The sequence below is a fragment of the Prauserella alba genome (assembly GCF_024171735.1).
GTDB lineage: Bacteria > Actinomycetota > Actinomycetes > Mycobacteriales > Pseudonocardiaceae > Prauserella > Prauserella alba.
This window is the reverse complement of the sequence record NZ_JAMTCH010000004.1, coordinates 759,196-775,821: the sequence shown is the minus strand read 5'-3', so window position 1 is coordinate 775,821 and position 16,626 is coordinate 759,196. Positions and strand designations below refer to the sequence as shown.

The window sequence follows — 16,626 nt, the reverse complement described above, 5'->3', positions numbered from 1 at the left end:
CGCCCAAAGTATTTCGATTGTCAAACTACATGCGAGGAGCGGTACCGGCAGCAAGGAGGTGGTAGTGCATGGCAGGGGAGGAAGTCGCACTTGGCCGACCGAACCCCGACGATTCGGACGCCGTGCTGATTCGCCTGTTGCGGCAACTGAACGTGGAGACCGACCGGTTCGCGGAGATGTTCGGTGAGGCGCACGGCTTGTATCGAACCGACCTCAACGCGCTTGTCGTGATCATGGATGCGATGCACCGCGACGATGCGATCTCGCCGGGGGAACTGGCCCAGGCGCTGCAGCTGAGCCCTTCGGCCACCACGGCGGTACTCGACCGCTTGGCGAACGCCGGGCACGTCGAACGTTGCCGGAGCGCCAGCGACGGACGGCGAACGGAACTCCGGCTTCCGGAGGCGACACTGCGGCTCGGTGAAGAACTGTTCCGGCCGCTCGGAGCAGAGCTGGGGACGGTGTGGTCGTCGTTCGATGCCGCGGAGCGCGACACCATCGTCCGATTCCTCACGGTCAGCATTCGGGCGACCACGACCGTCCGAACGCGATTGCTGGAGGACGACGAGTGATCGCGGGCAGGCAGACACCCGGCGGCCTGCTCGCCGGCGCGGACACGACGGCCGAGGGCGGCGGGTAATTCATACCCGCCGCCCCGTGATGCGGTCCGCCCGGTCACTGCTTCCGCCTGATCACTGTGTCTGCTCGGTCACTGTTTGCCGGGCTGCAGGACCTTGTCGATGACGAAGACGGTCGCGTTGGCCGTCGGCACGTTGCCGCACAGCACCTTCGCCCCGTTGACCGTCGGAGCGTCGGCGCTGCCGCCGATCTCCACTTCGCCACCCTGGACGGTCTCCACCGATCCTGCGTCGACGAGGCCCGCCGCGTCCATGCGCTCCGGCACGACGTGGAAAGTCAGTGTCTTGGTCAGATCTTCCTTCATCTCCGGGTCGTTGAGCAGCGCGTCGAGCTGATCGGCCGGGATCTCGTCGAACGCGGGGTCAGCGGGCGCGAACACGGTGTAGTTTGCGTCCTGCTTGTTCAGCGTGTCGACCAGTCCGGCGGATTTCACCGCGGCGGTGAGCTTCTTCAGCAGCGGGTTGTTGCTGGCCGCGGTACCGACCGGGTCGTCGACCATGCCCTGTACGGAACCCTCGTTGTTCGGGTCCGTGGGCACCTGTGAACAGCCGGGTCCGAAGACGTCGTCGGCAGTGGTCATGCCGTCGTTCATGCCTCCGTTACCCGACGAGCTCGGCGGAGCCGACGACGATGCCTGGTCCTGACCACCGCCCTGATCGCCCTGGTTACCCTCGGCAGCGGTGTCGCCGCCACCGCATGCGCTCAGCCCGAGTGCGAGTGCGGCGACCGCACCCGTTACCGCGGCATGCCGACGAATGGTCCTCATCCGGAATCAACTCCTCGTTCTGTCTACGTAGTTCGGGTTCTTTCAGGCATTCGGCACCGTGGGCCGCATCGATTGGTGTCCGAAGTGGAAATCTCGGAAACGCGGGCTACGTGGCGGTGCAGAAGATGGAGTGCCATCCCGTGGCGCCGTCCGGGACCGGCGGGACACGGCGAGCCTGTTGGGTGTAGCCGGATTTGTCGGTCGCTCGGCACTCGATGTCGTGGCCGCCCGGAGGGAATTCGATCTCGGCCCGCCACATTCGCCAGGTCTGTTCGTTGACCTCCGTGGCGAGGTCGGCCTGCTGCCACGGGCCGCCGTCCACGCGCACCTCGACCCGTTCGATGCCGGTCGGCTGTGCCCATGCGACACCGGCGACGGTGAACTTGCCGGCGGGGAACTTCTGGAAGGGCTGAGGACGGTCGATCCGGGACTGCGTCTTGATCGGCGCACGTTCGGCCCAGCCGCGCTCCTCCCAGTAGGTCTGCTTGTCGAAGGTCGTCAGTTCCATGTCGGCTAGCCATTTCGTCGCCGACAGGTAGCCGTAGAGGCCAGGCGTGACCATGCGTACCGGGAAGCCGTGTTCGGCGGGTAGCGCTTCGCCGTTCATGCCGTAGGCGAGGAGGGCGCCGCGGTCGGCCTCGCGCAGCACGTCCAGCGGGGTTCCTGCGGTGTAGCCGTCCACGCTGGTGCTGAACACCTGCTCGGCGCCGCTCCGGACGCCGACCTCGTCGAGCAGGTCCCTGATCGGGACGCCGGTGAAGGTCGCGGTCGAGACGTAGTCGCCACCGACCTGATTGGACACGCAGGTCATCGTGACCGTCCGCTGCTCGACCCTCCGGGTGATCAAGTCGTCGAAACCGAGCGTCAACTCCTTGTCGACCATCCCGTGGATGCGCAGCCGCCAATCGTCCAGTCGGATCCTCGGCACGGACAGTGCGGTGTCGACGCGGTAGAAGTCCTTGTTGGGGGTGATGAACGACGGCGTTCCTTGGGAAGCGAAGTCCGCCCCGCGCGGAACCGGCGGATTGGCCGGAACGATCCGTCCGACCTCGGTGCGGGCCGCGTCCACTCCGGACCGGTTCGTGAGAAGCCGCCCGCCGGCCGCGGCTCCGCCTGCGACAACCGTGACCCCGGCGGCGGCGAGCACGAAGGTGCGCCGCGAGGCGGTCGACGACGTGGCCGCTGTCGCGGTGTCATCCCCTCCGGTCTCGCCGGAACCGGCGTCGCCTGCCGTGACCGTGTTGCCGTCGGGGCGGTGTGCGGTCGCGGGGCGCGACGCGAGCCGGTGGAGCCACCCGAACACTCCGAGGCCGGACACCAGCGCCACCGCGGCCGGAAGGGCGTCGGGGACGGCGAGGTCGCGGCGGAACAACGCCGCGATCACCCCGATCACGCCGAACGCTCCGATGATCACGAGACCGGGTGTGGCGGTGCGCCGCGAGAGCAGTCCGGCGATCACCGCGAGCAGCAGGATCACCAACCCCATGCCGCCGAGCAGGACGAGCTTGTCCGACTCGCCGAACTGCCGGATGGCGAACTGTTTCACCGGTTCCGGAGTGAAGTCGATCGCGGTGTTGCCGACGGCGAGGTACGGCGACGCGTTCGGCGAGGTGAATCCCGACGCCAGGTGCCCGGCGCCGAGGGCGAACGCCACAGAGGCGAAACTCGCGAACATCGCACGGAGCGCACCGGGGGCAGGAGCGGCCGCTGGAGTTGACATATCGATGATTCGGCGCCGCCGAGGCCTCCGCTTGGTCGCGGGTCAGTGGTTCTTGGGCGGCATCGGCAGGAAGCCGCTTGTCCGCGCGACGTAGTCGGCGTAGCCGGGCCGCGTTTCCCGCAGCCGGCGTTCCGTCAGCGGCTTTCCGGTGCCGCGGGCGAGCAACCAGGTCATGAGTATCGGGGAGAGCACCGTAGCGGCACCTGATAGCTGCTGGGCGGCGATCAGGTACAGCCCCCACCACACGCAGGCGTCACCGAAGTAATTGGGATGCCGGGTGTAACGCCACAGCCCCCGGTCGAGCACGCGGCCCGCGTTCGCCGGATCCGCGGCGAACCGGCGCAGCTGCTCGTCGCCGATCGCCTCGAAGGTGAATCCGACGCACCACACCAGCACGCCGGCGACGCCGAGAACACCCATCTCGCTCGGTCGCTGCTGGGCAAGGACCACGGGGAGCGAGACGAACCACATCACCCCCGCCTGGGCCAGGTAGGTGCGGACGAACATCCGAACCGCCGGACGCGACGTGGCCCTGGCCGACATCGCCCGGTAGCGGTGATCCTCGCCCTGCCTGGCATTGCGCAGGTGGAGGTGCACCGACAGTCGAATACCCCACACGATGACCAGGGCGGTCGCCAGCAGCGCACCGCCCGACCCGTTCGGTTCTGCGGCGAAGCCGACTGCCGCGATCGTGGCGAACCCGGCACCCCATGCGGTGTCGATCGTGTCGTAGCGGCCCCGCAACCGTGCGACACCGAACGTGATCACGACGACGAGCAACGCAACACCGAGCGCGAGTGCCGCGGCGGCAGGAAGGCTCATCCGCGCTCCCCTCGAATCCCGGTCATGCCTGCGGTTGCGGCCGCGCCCGGTGTGCGTTCGCCAGGCCTCGGCTGCGCCGGAGCTCGTCGGTGAGGTCGCCGAACGTCGAGGTCACCGGGCACGCATGCGCGTGCAAGTCCCCGTCCCCGTCCCGTTGCCTTCCCGGTGCGCATACCGCGCATTCGGAGCCGATTGCGTGCGCGCTCGCCCACACACGCGCGTGTGTCTGCCATCACATGGGCAATCGTTTCGGCAACCGGATCCGAATAGCGGGTATGCGAATCGCGGAACCTGCGGCCAGGTGTTCGGCGTGCAACGGCGTCGCGGCGGGAGTCACCGGTTCGGCGCGTCCACGCGGGCCGGGTGCGCGGTCGGTGACCGGCCGGGCCGATGAACAGGAGGGGGCATGACCGAACCCACGGTGGCTGTGATCGGTGCCGGAGTATCCGGGCTGACCGCAGCGTATCTGCTGAGCCGACGCTACCGGGTGACGCTCTTCGACGCCGACGACCGGCTCGGAGGGCACGCCCATACTCACGACGTCGTCACGTCCGACGGCAGGGCGATCGCAGTGGACAGCGGGTTCATCGTGCACAACGAGCGCACCTACCCCAACCTGATGCGCCTGTTCGACGAACTCGGTGTGGCTACGCAGGACACCGAGATGTCCATGAGCGTCCGCTGTGCGGAATGTGGCTTGACGTATGCCGGTGCGAAGGGCCTGACCGGTCTGTTCGCCGAGCCGGCGAGTCTTGCCCGGCCGGCGTATCTGCGCCTGCTCGCGCAGGTGCGCCGATTCCACCGTAGTGCCAACGAGCTGCTCGACGTGGGAACGGACGACCACTCGACACTCGGCGCATTCCTCGCCGACGGCCGCTACTCACAGTTCTTCGTCGACCACTTCGCGGTTCCGCTGGTGTCGGCGGTGTGGTCGGCCGGACCGGAGATCAGTCTGCGGTATCCGGCTCGCTACCTGTTCGAGTTCCTGCGCAACCACGGCATGCTGTCGGTCGGTGGATCGCCCGCCTGGCGCACCGTCGTCGGTGGTTCCCGGAGTTATGTCGATCGCATCGGCAAACAGCTTCACGTGGTGCGCGTGTCCGCCCCGGTCCGTTCCGTGCTGCGCCGTCCGGAGGGGGTCGAGATCCGTGGCGACGACGATACGGTGCACGTGGCCGACCACGCGGTGGTCGCCACTCACGCCGACGATGCGCTTCACATGTTGGCAGCGCCGACCGCTGCCGAGCGCGAGATCCTCGGCGCCTTCACGTATTCACGGAACGAGGCCGTGCTGCACACCGATGCCCGGCTCGTCCCGGCGGGTCGGCGCGCACGGGCGTCGTGGAACTACTGGAAGCCTGCATGCGCAGCGGGGACGGACGAGGTCCGGGTCAGCTACGACATGAACAGGCTGATGCGGCTGGCCGAGCCCGAGGACTACATCGTCACCCTCGGTGATGTCGGTCGGGTCGATCCGCGGAAGGTGATCGCCGCACCCACTTACCGACACCCGATTTATACCCCTGAATCTGTCGCTGCGCAGCGCAGACTGCACGAGCTCGCCGACGATCGGGTCAGTTTCGCGGGTGCGTACCACGGCTGGGGGTTCCACGAGGACGGCTGTGCCTCCGGGGTGCGGGTCGCCGAGAACCTCGGTGCGGGCTGGGGGTCGCGGTGACCGCGCCCGCGCTCTACGACGTCGTGGTGACACACACCCGCCACGTCGGCCTCGCCCGGTCCTTCCGCAACCACCTCTACACCTGGCTCGTCGACCTGGACCGGCTGCCTCGACTGCCGTGGTGGTTGCGTCCCTTCGCCGGCTTCGACGCGCGTGACCACCTCGGGGCGAAAGACGAGCCCATCCGCCGCAATCTCGATCGGTGGCTCGCCGCTCGCGGCGTGCGGCTGGACGGCGGCCGGATACTGATGCTGGCACACGCCCGCGTACTGGGGTACGTGTTCAACCCGATCACCGTCTACTGGTGCCATTTTCGCGACGGTCGGCAGGCCTGCGTCGTCGCGGAAGTGCACAACACGTACGGGCAGCAGCATCGCTATCTGCTGTCGCCGGACCCGGACGGCCGAGCCGAAGCGGACAAACAGCTCTACGTGTCGCCGTTCCTGCCCGGTCACGGCCGATACCGCATGCGGTTGCCGCGACCGGCCGAGCGGCTGGCCGTTCGGGTCCAGCTCGGCGACGACGGGAAGCAGCTGCTCAGCGCCACCATGACCGGTACCCGCGAGCCCGCGACCAACCGTGCACTCGTGCGCATGCTGCTGCGCAGGCCGTTCGTGCCACAACGGGTTTCCGCCTCGATCCGCCGTCACGGCGTTGCGCTGTGGCTGCGGAGAGTTCCGATCACCCCGCGCCGTCAGGAGAATCGATGAGTACCACCGACGCCGGCCTGCACCACGCCGGATTCCACGAGGCGTCCGCCAACGCGATCGCCGCTGGACCGCCATTGCCAGGGCAGGACGTCCCCGGCGCACCACACTCGCCGTTGCGTGCCGCGGCGGCCGGCAGGCTCTTCCGGCACGCGGTCCGCCGGCTGCCGGTGCGCGTCGCGGTCGCGGGCGGGGAACGCCTCGGCGCCGGTGGCCCCGAGGCGCCCCTGATGCGGATCGAGCGGCCGGGGGACTTCTTCCACCGGCTCGGAGCGGACGGCAAGATCGGTTTCGGGGAGGCCTATCTGGCCGGTGACTGGTCGAGTCCCGACCTCGCGGAACTGCTGACCCGATTCGCGGCGCAGCTGCCCAGCCTGGTCCCGGCGCCGCTACAGGTCCTGCGCCGTTGGGTCGACGCCACCCAGCCGGGGTCGGAACGTAACACCACGTCGGGCGCACGTCGCAACATTCACCGGCATTACGACCTGTCCAACGAGTTCTTCGCCGCTTTTCTCGACGAGACGATGACCTACTCGGGCGCGCCGTTGAGGCCGGGCGACGATCTCGAGGCCGCGCAACTATCCAAACTGGACTCGATGCTCGACCTGGCCGGAGTGCGGTCGGGAACGCGGATGCTGGAGATCGGCACTGGGTGGGGATCATTGGCGATACGTGCCGCGCGACGCGGCGCCTCCGTCACGACCGTCACGTTGTCCGAGCAGCAGCGGAGACTAGCCGTCGAGCGGGTACGGGCCGCCGGGTTGGACGACGTGGTCGACGTGCAGCTCCGCGACTACCGGGAGGTCGAGGGCCGCTACGACGCGGTGGTCAGCATCGAGATGATCGAGGCGGTCGGCTGGGAGTACTGGCCGTCCTACTTCGCAACACTGGACCGACTCCTGGTGGACGGCGGCCGGGCGAGTATCCAGGCCATAACGATGCCGCACGACCGGCTGCTGGCCACCCGCGACTCGTACACCTGGATCCACAAGTACGTCTTTCCCGGCGGGCTGCTCCCGTCGGTACGCGTCGTGGAACGCAACGTCGAGGTCAACACCGGTATGGCGCTGGCCGAACGGCGCGGCTTCGGACCCGGCTACGCGGAAACACTGCGGCGCTGGCGGGAGCGACTGGCCGAGCGACACTCCGCCGTCGCCGAGCTCGGTCTGGGCCGAACACTGCCGCGGGTGTGGGAGTTCTACCTGGCATACAGCGAAGCGGGATTCCGCTCCGGCTATCTCGACGTCTGGCAGTTCGGTCTGCACAAAACCGCTCGTCGCTGAAGAATGTCGGGGCGGCGCGGTAGGCGTCGCAGGGGAGGGAGTTGATTGGTGTGGATGACGGTCCGCAGTCTGCCGAGCCGCCGCTGGGATGGGCTGGGCAGCCGCAGCCCGCTCCGGACGCGCGTGCCCTGTTGGTGGAGGTCGCCAAGGGGAATGAAGCAGCCTTCGAACAGCTCTACGAGTTGATCGTCAGGCCTGTCTTCGGGCTCGTGCGCCGCTTGCTCCGGGACGCCGCGCAGTCCGAAGAGGTCACCCAGGAGGTGCTCGTCGAGGTGTGGCGCACCGCGACGCACTATCGGCCCGAGAAGGGCGGCGCCATGACCTGGGTACTGACCCTCGCGCACCGGCGCGCGGTGGACCGGGTGCGGGCCGAGCAGTCCGCGGCCGACCGTGAGGCCAAGGTGGGTTCCCGCTCAGGAGCCCGCGCGTTCGACGAGGTCAGTGAGTCCGTGCTCGGTCGCCTGGAACAGCGCCAGGTGCGCCGGTGTATGTCCACATTGACCGAACTGCAGCGGGAATCGGTGCTGCTGACCTATTACCGCGGTTACACCTACCGAGAGGCGGCCGAGTTGGTGGGCTCGCCGACGGCCACGGTGAAGACCCGCCTGCGGGACGGGCTGATCCGCCTGCGCGATTGCCTGGGGGTGGGCTGATGAGCAACGAGATGGCAGGTCTCACCGGCGCCTACGCGGTGGACGCGCTCACGGGACCGGAACGCGCCGAGTTCGAGCATCACCTCGCCGAATGCGGTGAGTGCGCGCAGGAAGTGCGGGAGCTGCGGGAAGCGGCGGGTATGCTCGGCGTCGCCGCCGCCGAGGAACCGCCCGCCGAGCTCAAGGGCCGTGTACTGCACGAGATCGCACACACCCGGCAGGAGCCGCCGACGGCTCAACCGGTGCCGATCGGGACACGGAAGGCGCGAGCGACGTCCCGGTTGGCCACGCGCCTCGCCGTTGCCGCCTCGGTCGTCGGGATCGGTCTGGCCGCCGTGTTCGGTGTCGCCGCATGGCAGTCACAGCAGGAACTCGACCAGGCACAGCAGCGGATCGAGCAGGCGGGCGAGCGGGGAGCCGAGATGGCCCGCCTGCTGCACGCCCCGGACGCCAGGATCATGCATGCCTCCGAGGGAGGTGCCGTGGCGACCGCGATCGTCTCGGCCGAACTCGGCAAGGTCGTGTTCATGAGCGAACACATGCCGGCCGCACCGGAGGACAAGGTGCACCAGCTCTGGGCCATCAACGAGCAGGGAGCCACCTCGATGGGGGTACTCACCGGCGGCGACGTACCGGTCACGGCGGACATGCCCGGCGACACCACGAAGCTCGGCGTGACGACCGAACCGGCGGGAGGGTCGCAACAGCCGACCACCGACCCGTTCATGTTGCTGTCCCTGCGCGCCTGACCCGGAAAGGCCTATCCCCGATGCGGACCTCGATCGCGCTGTTCACGCGAGATCTGCGGATCAACGACAACCCGATGCTGTACGCGGCTGCGGTCGGTGCCGACAGGGTCGTACCGCTGTTCGTGCTCGACCCGGGGCTTCCCGCCCCGCCGAACCGCGCCGCGTTTCTCCACAGGTGCCTTGCCGACCTGGACGCCGCGCTCCAGGACCTCGGCGGGGCGCTGATCATCCGGCGGGGCGACCCCGTCACGGCGGTTTCCCGGTTGATCGCCGAGAACGACGTGTCGGACGTGCATGTCTCGGCGGACGTCAGTGGCTACGCCCAGCGCAGGCAGGAACGGCTGGAGGAGATCCCCGGCGTCGCCGTACACGTCCACGACACGGTCACCACCGCCGCGGCGCCCGGTGAGATCACACCCACCGGCGGAGGCGATCACTTCGCCGTCTTCACTCCGTATCTGCGGCGGTGGCAGGCAGCGGCGAGACGGACACCGCTGCCGCCGCCACCCCGGATCACGACGCCGGAAGCCGATTCGGCGGAGCCGCGCGACGTCGCACAGGGAGACGGGCTCCGCGCTCCGGAGCTCGCCGACGGTGGGGAGCGAGCCGGCCGCGCATTGTTGGCCGAATGGGCCGCCAACGCCGTGACCGGCTACGCCGAAGGGCGTGACGACCTGGCGGGCGATCGCACGTCGCGGCTTTCTCCGCACCTGCATTTCGGCACCCTCTCGCCGGTGGAAGTGCTGCACCGCGCGGGCGGAGGATCACAGGGAGCGTGGGAGTTCGGCAGGCAGCTCGCCTGGCGGGACTTCCACCATCAGATGCTGGCCGCCCGGCCGGCGACGGCGAGGCAGGACTACCGCCCCCGCGGCGACGACTGGCGGGACGCGCCCGAGGAACTGGCGGCGTGGCGCGAGGGCCGCACCGGCTATCCGATCGTCGACGCCGGGATGCGCCAGCTGCTCAGGGAAGGCTGGATGCACAACCGTGCCCGCATGATCACGGCGAGCTTCCTGACCAAGACCCTGTACGTGGACTGGCGGGAAGGAGCGCGGCACTTCCAGTGGCACCTCGTCGACGCCGATGTGGCCAACAACCAGCTGAACTGGCAATGGGTCGCGGGTACGGGTGCCGACACCCGGCCGAATCGTGTGCTCAACCCGCTCCGGCAGGCGATGCGGTACGACCCGGCGGGCGATTACGTGCGCCGGTACGTCCCGGAGTTGCGCGGCATTCCAGGGGCTGCGGTGCATGAACCGTGGCGACTCCCTTCGTGCGAGCGCCGGGCGCTGGACTACCCGGACCCGGTCGCCGACCTCGCGGAGGGCAGGCAGCGTTTCCTGTCCGCCCGGAACGGCTGAGGGACCGAAGTCCCAACGGATCGGTGACAAAGGCAGGCAGTCGCGGCACGTGAGCGCTCGTAGCGTCGGGAACAAGCCTCGGCACGGTGTTCGCCGGGCGCGGCGATGTTTGGGAGTGCGCCGATGAAAGCACGAGACCTCATGACCAGGCCGGTCGTGTCGACGGGCCCCGACACTCCGATTCGTGACGGCATCTCGCTGTTGCTGCACCACGGTTTCGCCGGGCTGCCCGTCGTCGACGAGGGAGAACGGGTGATCGGTGTCTTCACCGAGGCCGACGCGCTGCGCGCTGCCGGCGCAGGCCCGCTTCCCACGGGCGTGACCGTCGGCGACGCGATGACCAGTCCGGCCGAGGTCGTCGACGCCGACACCGATGTTCTCCGGGTGGCGACGAAACTGTTGGCGGACCGGTGGCGGTGCGTCCCCGTCGTGTACGACGGTGTGCTGGTCGGGGTGATCAGCCGTCGCGATCTGCTGGGGCCGCTCGTGCGTCAGGACGACGCCGTCGCGGCGCAGTTGCGCCGCACGCTGGCCGACTACTCGGGCCACGGGCGGCGCTGGGCGGTGGACGTGGTCGGCGGCACAGCCACCATCCGGGGTGAGTTCGCCGATCTCGCCGAACGCAGGGTGGTCGACGCGCTGGCGCGCACCGTGCCGGGCGTGACGAGCACCGACGTCGCCGCGCTGATTCCCCAGCAGCGATCGTCGTCCTGGGGCTGAGGGGCGCGGTCACCGATTCCTCCGGGCAGGCCGAGGCCGTCGCCGGCCTGCCAGGAGTCCCGGTTCACCCGTTGCTCGCAGCGCATCCTGACGGTCGCCGGGGTGCCGGAACGACCGGGGAGCCGGGCAGCGGCCGAGGCGCACCGGAAACCGCACCGGGCGCTCCTGCCCGACTGGCCGGTCCCGGGTGCAGGACACGCGGGACGTGACTCAGCACTTCTCCTTGGGGACGTAGCCCTGCTCGCAGGCGTATTCGAGCTGCGCTTCGCCTGCCGTGTCGCCGCGGCCTCGTCCGCCGGGGTCGAGATGGCCCTGATACTCCTTGCAGTCCGGGTTGAACTCGCCCGCCTCGAGGGCTCGCTCCCCACAGCCCGGTCCGGTGTCCGCGCCGCCGGTCCTGGCCGACGGGTTTCCCGGAGACGTCGGCTGCGAGTAGGGCACCGACCCGGACGGCGGTGCCGCGGACGCGGAGGTCGTGGACGTGGGTGCGGGGTTCGGGTCGTCGGTGCACGCGGCTGCCCCGGCCAGCACGACGGCAGGCAGCAGCAGTGCCGGTACGAGTCGTGCCCAGGTCGTCATTCACCCATTGTGGGTCCGCCCGAAGGTGGATGTCGGCGTGGGTACCCCTCGCGGCTCCCTCGCCGGGGCGCTCACCTGCAGCGCAGGCCGTCCCCTCGGACGCGGGACGCCTCCGGGAGCGGGACCCTCAGGGCCGGAGCGCCGGCTGCGAAACCCCTCGTTCGGGCGATGTCAGCGGCGTGAACGGCAGCTCCGCCCACACGACCTTGGCGTCCCGGTTCGATGCGCCGTGGGCCTGGTCGACACCCCAGTCGTCGGCGAGTGCCGCCACCAGCAGTAGGCCACGACCGTGGTCGACGTCGGGTCCGGGGTGCAGCACGACGGGCTGCCGGGGGTCGGTGTCGGACACCTCGATGCGCAGCCGCTCCGGACGGGCGCGCACGCGCAACCTGCACGGCGGGCTCCCGTGGACGACGGCATTGGTCGCCAGCTCGGTGACCAGCAGCAACACGTTCTGGCGCAAGGACTCGTCACCGATGCCGAGCGCGGCGTCCACGGTGTGGCGGGCATCGGTGGGACTGCACGGCGTCATGTCCAGCGCGATGTCGACTACGAGGGTGTCGGCCGCGACACGGCTCTGCTCAATCATCATCGTCAGCCCCGTCGGCTCGGCGGTTGTCGCCGTCGATGTGGCAGAGTCGGCCGGTGGGCTGTGGAACGCCCGGTTTCCGGGGACTCCGCCGATCGGGCGTCGACCGCGGGATCGTTCACAACCTCCGTGTGCCCTCTGTCGTGGGTCGGTACACGCATCCGGACGAACTTCTCGCGTTGCGCTTCTTGGGTGACACTCACGCGGCTGTCACGAGACATCTTCGCTGGCAGCGGGCATAGTGGAGGCCCAGCTTGTGCGGAGGTGAGTCCCGGTGAGTGTCGAGCGTGAGTTGAGCGGCCCGCTCAGCGCTGAACTTGCCAGGGCTGTGCGCGCGGGGCGACTGCCTGCCGACGCCTGGGCAGTGCTGGCCGAGGTTCTCGAGAGCCTGGACCCGGCGACGCCCGTAGGGCACGTCGTGGAGTCGTTGACCGACATCGTGCCCGGCCAACTGGGTGAGACAGAGTTGCCCTCCCAGGAGGTGCGCACTCCCGCCCGCGGCAGCCGCGACCGGGATCTTCGGTGGCGGCTGACCGACAAGCCCGTCGTGGGGTCGCCGTCGCGTGACGACATCGACCGCACGGCCTTCCTCGACGAAGTCAGCCGCGCCTCCGCGACGTCCCTCAACAGCGCCGAGATGCTCTCGCAGGTCTCGGCACTCGTCCAATCGCACCAGCTGGCCGACGTCACGCGCGTGTGGCGCTCGACCGACGACGGTCTGCGGTGTGCAACGCCGTCGTCCGGCGACGTGCGTCCCGACCTGACCGCCCAGCAGGCGCTGATCACGCGCCGGTCCGTCCGCACCGGGTCGAGCAGGCTGAGTGTGCCGTTGCTGGCGGGACGTCACGCCCTCGGGGTGCTGGATCTGGAGCGCAGGCACCGCGGCTTCACCGCCGACGACGTCTCGCTGGCGCACGCCGTCGCGGGGCGTACCGCGCTCGGCCTGCGCAATGCCTACGAGTACGAGCGGGAGCACGAACTCGCTCAGCGGCTGCAACACGCGATGCTGCCTGCACTGGTCGAATTGGACGAATTCGACATCGCCGCGCGGTATCGCTCGTCGACGCGCGGTGTCCACATCGGCGGTGACTGGTACGACGCGTTCAGCCGTTCCGACGGCACGGTCGTGCTCACCGTCGGCGACGTCACCGGGCACGGGCTCGACGCGGCCGTCGTGATGGGGCAGCTGCAGAACGCGCTGCGTGCCTACGCGCTGGAGGGGCACGGCCCCGCGTCGTCGTTGCGGCTCGTGCACGAACTGCTGAGGGAGAGCCGGGGCTCGCTCTACGCCACGGCCGTGGTCGTCGAGGTGCAGCTGCGCAGCGGCATGATCCGGTGGGCGAGTGCGGGGCATCCGCCGCCGCTGGTGCAGGACGCCTCCGGTGACGTCGTGTACCTCGACGCCGAGCACGGTCCGATGCTCGGTATCGATCTGACGCCGTCGATACCCGAGCACCGCCGCAGCCTCACCCCGGACTCGTCCGTCGCGCTGTACACCGACGGGCTGATCGAACGCCGCAGGAGCGACCTCGATGCCGGGATGGCACGTCTCGCGACGGCGTTCGAGCGGTGCGGCGACGGCAAGGTCGCCGAGCGCACCGACAACGTGCTGCACGAGATGCTCGGCGGCACCGATCACGACGACGACGTCTGCCTGCTGCTGTGCCGCTGGCTCGGCCCGGCCCGGCCTGACGTCCCGTGATGTGCCGGCTGCCGGTGGGCGTGGGGGTGTCGGGTATGCGACGTCCGGGCCGCCGTGTCGAGGTTCGTCACAGGGGCTAGGTTTTTAACTTAGGCTTGCCTATCTTGGTCGGCATGTCTGGAACACTGCCCGGTCCCTACCGGATGTCCCGCCGCGGCCTGCTCACCGGTGCCGCCGCTCTCGCCGCAACCGGCTTCCTGTCCGCCTGTGGCCCCAACACCTCGAACGACGAGGACGCCGGTGGCGGTTCGGGCGGGTGGTCGTTCACCGACGACCGCGGCGAGAAGGTCACCCTCGACCGCACGCCCACCCGTATCGCGGGCCTCAACGACGCCATCGCCTCCCTGTGGAACTACGGCATCGTTCCGGTCGCGTCGTTCGGCTACACCGGCCTCGACGCCGACGTGAACTTCGACGGCAAGGACACCTCCAAGGTCACCGAGGTCGGAGCCACGTACGGCGAGATCAACCTGGTGCGCCTCGAAGCGCAGAAACCCGACCTGATCATCACGCACGCCTACCCCGAGGACTCCTCCGGCAAGGTCGACCCGAAGAAGCCGCTGTACGGATTCAAGGACCTCAAGCAGCAGGAGGACGCCGCGAAGATCGCGCCGATCGTGGCGCTGTCGATGACCGGCTCCGCCGACGAGGTCGTGGAGCGCACCACCGAGTTCGCGAGATCGCTCGGTGCCGACCGCAAGCTCCTCACCGAGAAGAAGCGCGAGTACGACTCCGCACGCAGCCGCCTCCGCGAGGCCTCCTCGTCCGGCCTGACAGTCATGGCCGTCGCGGCGTACGAGACCGACGGCGTCCACATCGCCAAGGCCGCGGACGACCCGGCGCTGCGCAGCTACACCGAACTCGGCGTGAAATACCCCGACCCGGGCGGCGGCGACTACTACTGGCGTCAGGTGGCGTGGGAGAACATCACCGACTTCCGCACCGACGTCGTGCTGTACTCGCTGCGCGCGATGAGCGGCGACGAAATGCTCAAGCAGCCGACGTTCGCGAACCTGCCCGCCGCCGAGGCGAACCAGGTCTACCCGTGGGAGTTCAGCGCGATGGACTACGTCGCGCAGGCCGCCACGATCAACCGCCTCGCCGAGAACCTCGAAGGCGCACGCAAGGTCGTGTGACCCGCCGGTGTGGTGGGTTCGCCGCCTCGGCGGGCCCACCACGCGGCGACACCACCAACGACGACGGCGGCATCACGCCGGTGATGGCCACTGCCGGCCGAGCTGGTCCCGGTCGTCCGGCTCTCACTCCGAAGAGGAGTCCTTGGGAGTCGGCGAGGGCCGCTGCGCCGGCGTGCTCGGCGTCGTCGTCTCGGCGGCCGAGTCCCCGCTGCCCGATGCGGCGCCTGCCGACTCCGCGCTCGCACTGCCGGAACCCGCTGCACTGCCGGAACCCGCTGCACTGCCGGAACCCGCTGCACTGCCGGAACCCGCTGCACTGCCGGAACCCGCTGCGCTGTCGGAACCCGCGGCGTCGCCGGAGCTCGCCGTGTCGCCGCCGGACGTCGCGCTGTTCGTCCCGGCTTTCACGGGCCGCTGCGCAGGGCGGGTGGCTTCGGCGTCACCCGAACCGTCCTGCGAACCGGACGCCGAATCGCCCGCGGAACCGTTGCCGGTTACGTGGGAGAGCTGCACGGCGTTGGCGGTCTTGGCCGCGTCGAACGGCGTGCTCAGCGACTCCGGCAGTTCCGACAGCTCGGTGTCCTCGTCGTCCACCGGGTCCAGCGCCGACTCGCCCGCGTGCAGCGCATCCTCGGCTGCCTTGAGCCGGGCACGCGCCTCGTTGCGGATCTTGGTGAGCCGTTCGACGACCCCGTTGGCCTCGGCCGTCCGGCGCTCGGCGTCCGCCGTCGCGTCGTCGACGAGCTTCTTCGCCTTCGCCGAGGCCTCGTCCACCATGCGCTTGGCCTCGGTGGTCGCTTCGGCGATTCGGCGTTCCGCCGCGTTCTTGCTGGCTTCCTTGGTGTCGGCGACGTGCTTCTCGAGCGAGGCCTTCTCCGCGGCCATCTTCTTGTCGAACTCACGCTCGATGGTCCGGCGCTTCTCCTCGGCCTCGCGGTCGAGCCGCTCCTGCCGCTCGGCTGCCTCGGTGGTCATCTTCTGCACGTCGGCCTTCGTCGACGCCAGCGCGTCGGTGTGCTCGCGCTGCAGCTCCTCCGCGTGCTGGTCGAGGGTCTCGACCAGCTTCATGTAGCGCTCGTGCAGCTTCTTCGAGACCTCGCCGCTCTCGGCCCACGTCTTCGTGGCCGCTTCCTCCGCGCGAGTGACGACCTCTTCCGCCCGCGTGTTCGCGAGATCGACGGAACGCTGCATGCGCTCGTCGAGATCCTCGGGACGCTCCGGTGGCTTCTTCAGCTCCTCGACCCGGTTCTGCAGCCGGGTCACCTCCCGGCGGGCGTTCTCGAGTTCGCGGGACAGCGTCGTGAGCCGCGCGTTCGCGTTGTCGCGGTCGGCCACGATCCGCTGCACCTGAGCCTCGAGGTGCTCGACGTACTGCAGAACCTGGGCACGGTCGAACCCGTGCCACGCCTGGCTGAATTCCCGCCGCAGCGGCAGCAGTCGGTTGTCGTGCTCGGAAGCCATACTCAAGACCGTACCTTTGCGAGCGCCGGCTGTGGTGACAGGACGCCTGGCCCGGTTCCTC

16 protein-coding genes are annotated in these 16,626 nt (G+C 69.4%); 10 read left to right on the top strand and 6 right to left on the bottom strand.

Features of this window, described 5'->3' with window-relative positions; translation table 11 throughout:
- The first annotated feature begins 68 nt into the window (after window positions 1-68).
- The gene (locus tag LY12_RS12455; RefSeq protein WP_253856164.1) at window positions 69-572 is read left to right on the top strand and encodes a MarR family winged helix-turn-helix transcriptional regulator; all 504 of its coding nucleotides are present in this window, start codon (window positions 69-71) and stop codon (window positions 570-572) included.
- A gap of 137 nt (window positions 573-709) precedes the next feature.
- Here LY12_RS12455 and LY12_RS12450 read toward each other — a convergent pair whose 3' ends face one another.
- The 3 genes from LY12_RS12450 to LY12_RS12440 form a co-directional block, all read right to left on the bottom strand.
- Window positions 710-1,405, bottom strand: a complete 696-nt coding sequence (locus tag LY12_RS12450; RefSeq protein ID WP_253856163.1) for a fasciclin domain-containing protein — start codon at window positions 1,403-1,405, stop codon at window positions 710-712.
- A gap of 106 nt (window positions 1,406-1,511) precedes the next feature.
- A complete protein-coding gene (locus LY12_RS12445) occupies window positions 1,512-3,125 on the bottom strand; it encodes a molybdopterin-dependent oxidoreductase (RefSeq protein ID WP_253856162.1) in 1,614 nt (537 codons plus the stop codon).
- Window positions 3,126-3,167: 42 nt separating this feature from the next.
- On the bottom strand, window positions 3,168-3,947 hold the full coding sequence (locus LY12_RS12440; protein ID WP_253856161.1) for a DUF1295 domain-containing protein: 780 nt from the start codon (window positions 3,945-3,947) through the stop codon (window positions 3,168-3,170).
- A gap of 406 nt (window positions 3,948-4,353) precedes the next feature.
- Here LY12_RS12440 and LY12_RS12435 point away from each other — a divergent pair, with 406 nt between their 5' ends.
- The 7 genes from LY12_RS12435 (at window position 4,354) to LY12_RS12405 (ending at window position 11,098) form a co-directional block, all read left to right on the top strand.
- Window positions 4,354-5,625, top strand: coding sequence for an NAD(P)/FAD-dependent oxidoreductase (locus tag LY12_RS12435; protein WP_253856159.1), 1,272 nt, complete (start codon window positions 4,354-4,356; stop codon window positions 5,623-5,625).
- Window positions 5,622-6,335, top strand: coding sequence for a DUF1365 domain-containing protein (locus LY12_RS12430; protein WP_253856158.1), 714 nt, complete (start codon window positions 5,622-5,624; stop codon window positions 6,333-6,335). The genes LY12_RS12435 and LY12_RS12430 overlap by 4 nt, the downstream gene beginning before the upstream one ends.
- Complete coding sequence (locus LY12_RS12425) at window positions 6,332-7,615, top strand: SAM-dependent methyltransferase (RefSeq protein WP_253856156.1); 1,284 nt, start codon at window positions 6,332-6,334, stop codon at window positions 7,613-7,615. Before LY12_RS12430 ends, LY12_RS12425 begins: the two co-directional genes overlap by 4 nt.
- A gap of 50 nt (window positions 7,616-7,665) precedes the next feature.
- Window positions 7,666-8,268, top strand: coding sequence for an ECF RNA polymerase sigma factor SigK (sigK, locus tag LY12_RS12420; RefSeq protein WP_372493503.1), 603 nt, complete (start codon window positions 7,666-7,668; stop codon window positions 8,266-8,268).
- Window positions 8,268-9,017, top strand: a complete 750-nt coding sequence (locus LY12_RS12415; protein WP_253856154.1) for an anti-sigma factor — start codon at window positions 8,268-8,270, stop codon at window positions 9,015-9,017. Before sigK ends, LY12_RS12415 begins: the two co-directional genes overlap by 1 nt.
- A 20-nt stretch (window positions 9,018-9,037) precedes the next feature.
- Window positions 9,038-10,378, top strand: a complete 1,341-nt coding sequence (locus LY12_RS12410) for a cryptochrome/photolyase family protein (protein WP_253856152.1) — start codon at window positions 9,038-9,040, stop codon at window positions 10,376-10,378.
- Between the two features lie 123 nt (window positions 10,379-10,501).
- A complete protein-coding gene (locus tag LY12_RS12405) occupies window positions 10,502-11,098 on the top strand; it encodes a CBS domain-containing protein (RefSeq protein WP_253856150.1) in 597 nt (198 codons plus the stop codon).
- 210 nt (window positions 11,099-11,308) lie between these two features.
- On the opposite strand, the gene LY12_RS12400 is transcribed toward LY12_RS12405, so the two are convergent.
- Window positions 11,309-11,677, bottom strand: coding sequence for a hypothetical protein (locus LY12_RS12400; RefSeq protein WP_253856147.1), 369 nt, complete (start codon window positions 11,675-11,677; stop codon window positions 11,309-11,311).
- A gap of 127 nt (window positions 11,678-11,804) precedes the next feature.
- On the bottom strand, window positions 11,805-12,269 hold the full coding sequence (locus LY12_RS12395) for an ATP-binding protein (RefSeq protein ID WP_253856145.1): 465 nt from the start codon (window positions 12,267-12,269) through the stop codon (window positions 11,805-11,807).
- 271 nt (window positions 12,270-12,540) lie between these two features.
- Here LY12_RS12395 and LY12_RS12390 point away from each other — a divergent pair, with 271 nt between their 5' ends.
- The gene (locus LY12_RS12390) at window positions 12,541-13,968 is read left to right on the top strand and encodes a PP2C family protein-serine/threonine phosphatase (protein ID WP_253856143.1); all 1,428 of its coding nucleotides are present in this window, start codon (window positions 12,541-12,543) and stop codon (window positions 13,966-13,968) included.
- Window positions 13,969-14,081: 113 nt separating this feature from the next.
- Complete coding sequence (locus LY12_RS12385) at window positions 14,082-15,104, top strand: ABC transporter substrate-binding protein (protein ID WP_253856141.1); 1,023 nt, start codon at window positions 14,082-14,084, stop codon at window positions 15,102-15,104.
- Between the two features lie 123 nt (window positions 15,105-15,227).
- Here LY12_RS12385 and LY12_RS12380 read toward each other — a convergent pair whose 3' ends face one another.
- A complete protein-coding gene (locus LY12_RS12380) occupies window positions 15,228-16,565 on the bottom strand; it encodes a coiled-coil domain-containing protein (RefSeq protein WP_308292107.1) in 1,338 nt (445 codons plus the stop codon).
- Window positions 16,566-16,626 lie beyond the last annotated feature (61 nt).

Excerpts from the sequence above, each read along its gene's own strand:
- LY12_RS12405 (WP_253856150.1), top strand. The coding sequence starts at position 10,502 with ATGAAAGCACGAGACCTCATGACCAGGCCGGTCGTGTCGACGGGCCCC.
- LY12_RS12445 (WP_253856162.1), bottom strand. The coding sequence starts at position 3,125 with ATGTCAACTCCAGCGGCCGCTCCTGCCCCCGGTGCGCTCCGTGCGATG.
- LY12_RS12385 (WP_253856141.1), top strand. The coding sequence starts at position 14,082 with ATGTCTGGAACACTGCCCGGTCCCTACCGGATGTCCCGCCGCGGCCTG.
- LY12_RS12400 (WP_253856147.1), bottom strand. The coding sequence starts at position 11,677 with ATGACGACCTGGGCACGACTCGTACCGGCACTGCTGCTGCCTGCCGTC.
- LY12_RS12415 (WP_253856154.1), top strand. The coding sequence starts at position 8,268 with ATGAGCAACGAGATGGCAGGTCTCACCGGCGCCTACGCGGTGGACGCG.
- LY12_RS12455 (WP_253856164.1), top strand. The coding sequence starts at position 69 with ATGGCAGGGGAGGAAGTCGCACTTGGCCGACCGAACCCCGACGATTCG.
- LY12_RS12440 (WP_253856161.1), bottom strand. The coding sequence starts at position 3,947 with ATGAGCCTTCCTGCCGCCGCGGCACTCGCGCTCGGTGTTGCGTTGCTC.
- LY12_RS12395 (WP_253856145.1), bottom strand. The coding sequence starts at position 12,269 with ATGATGATTGAGCAGAGCCGTGTCGCGGCCGACACCCTCGTAGTCGAC.
- LY12_RS12410 (WP_253856152.1), top strand. The coding sequence starts at position 9,038 with ATGCGGACCTCGATCGCGCTGTTCACGCGAGATCTGCGGATCAACGAC.
- LY12_RS12380 (WP_308292107.1), bottom strand. The coding sequence starts at position 16,565 with ATGGCTTCCGAGCACGACAACCGACTGCTGCCGCTGCGGCGGGAATTC.
- LY12_RS12435 (WP_253856159.1), top strand. The coding sequence starts at position 4,354 with ATGACCGAACCCACGGTGGCTGTGATCGGTGCCGGAGTATCCGGGCTG.
- LY12_RS12450 (WP_253856163.1), bottom strand. The coding sequence starts at position 1,405 with ATGAGGACCATTCGTCGGCATGCCGCGGTAACGGGTGCGGTCGCCGCA.
- LY12_RS12425 (WP_253856156.1), top strand. The coding sequence starts at position 6,332 with ATGAGTACCACCGACGCCGGCCTGCACCACGCCGGATTCCACGAGGCG.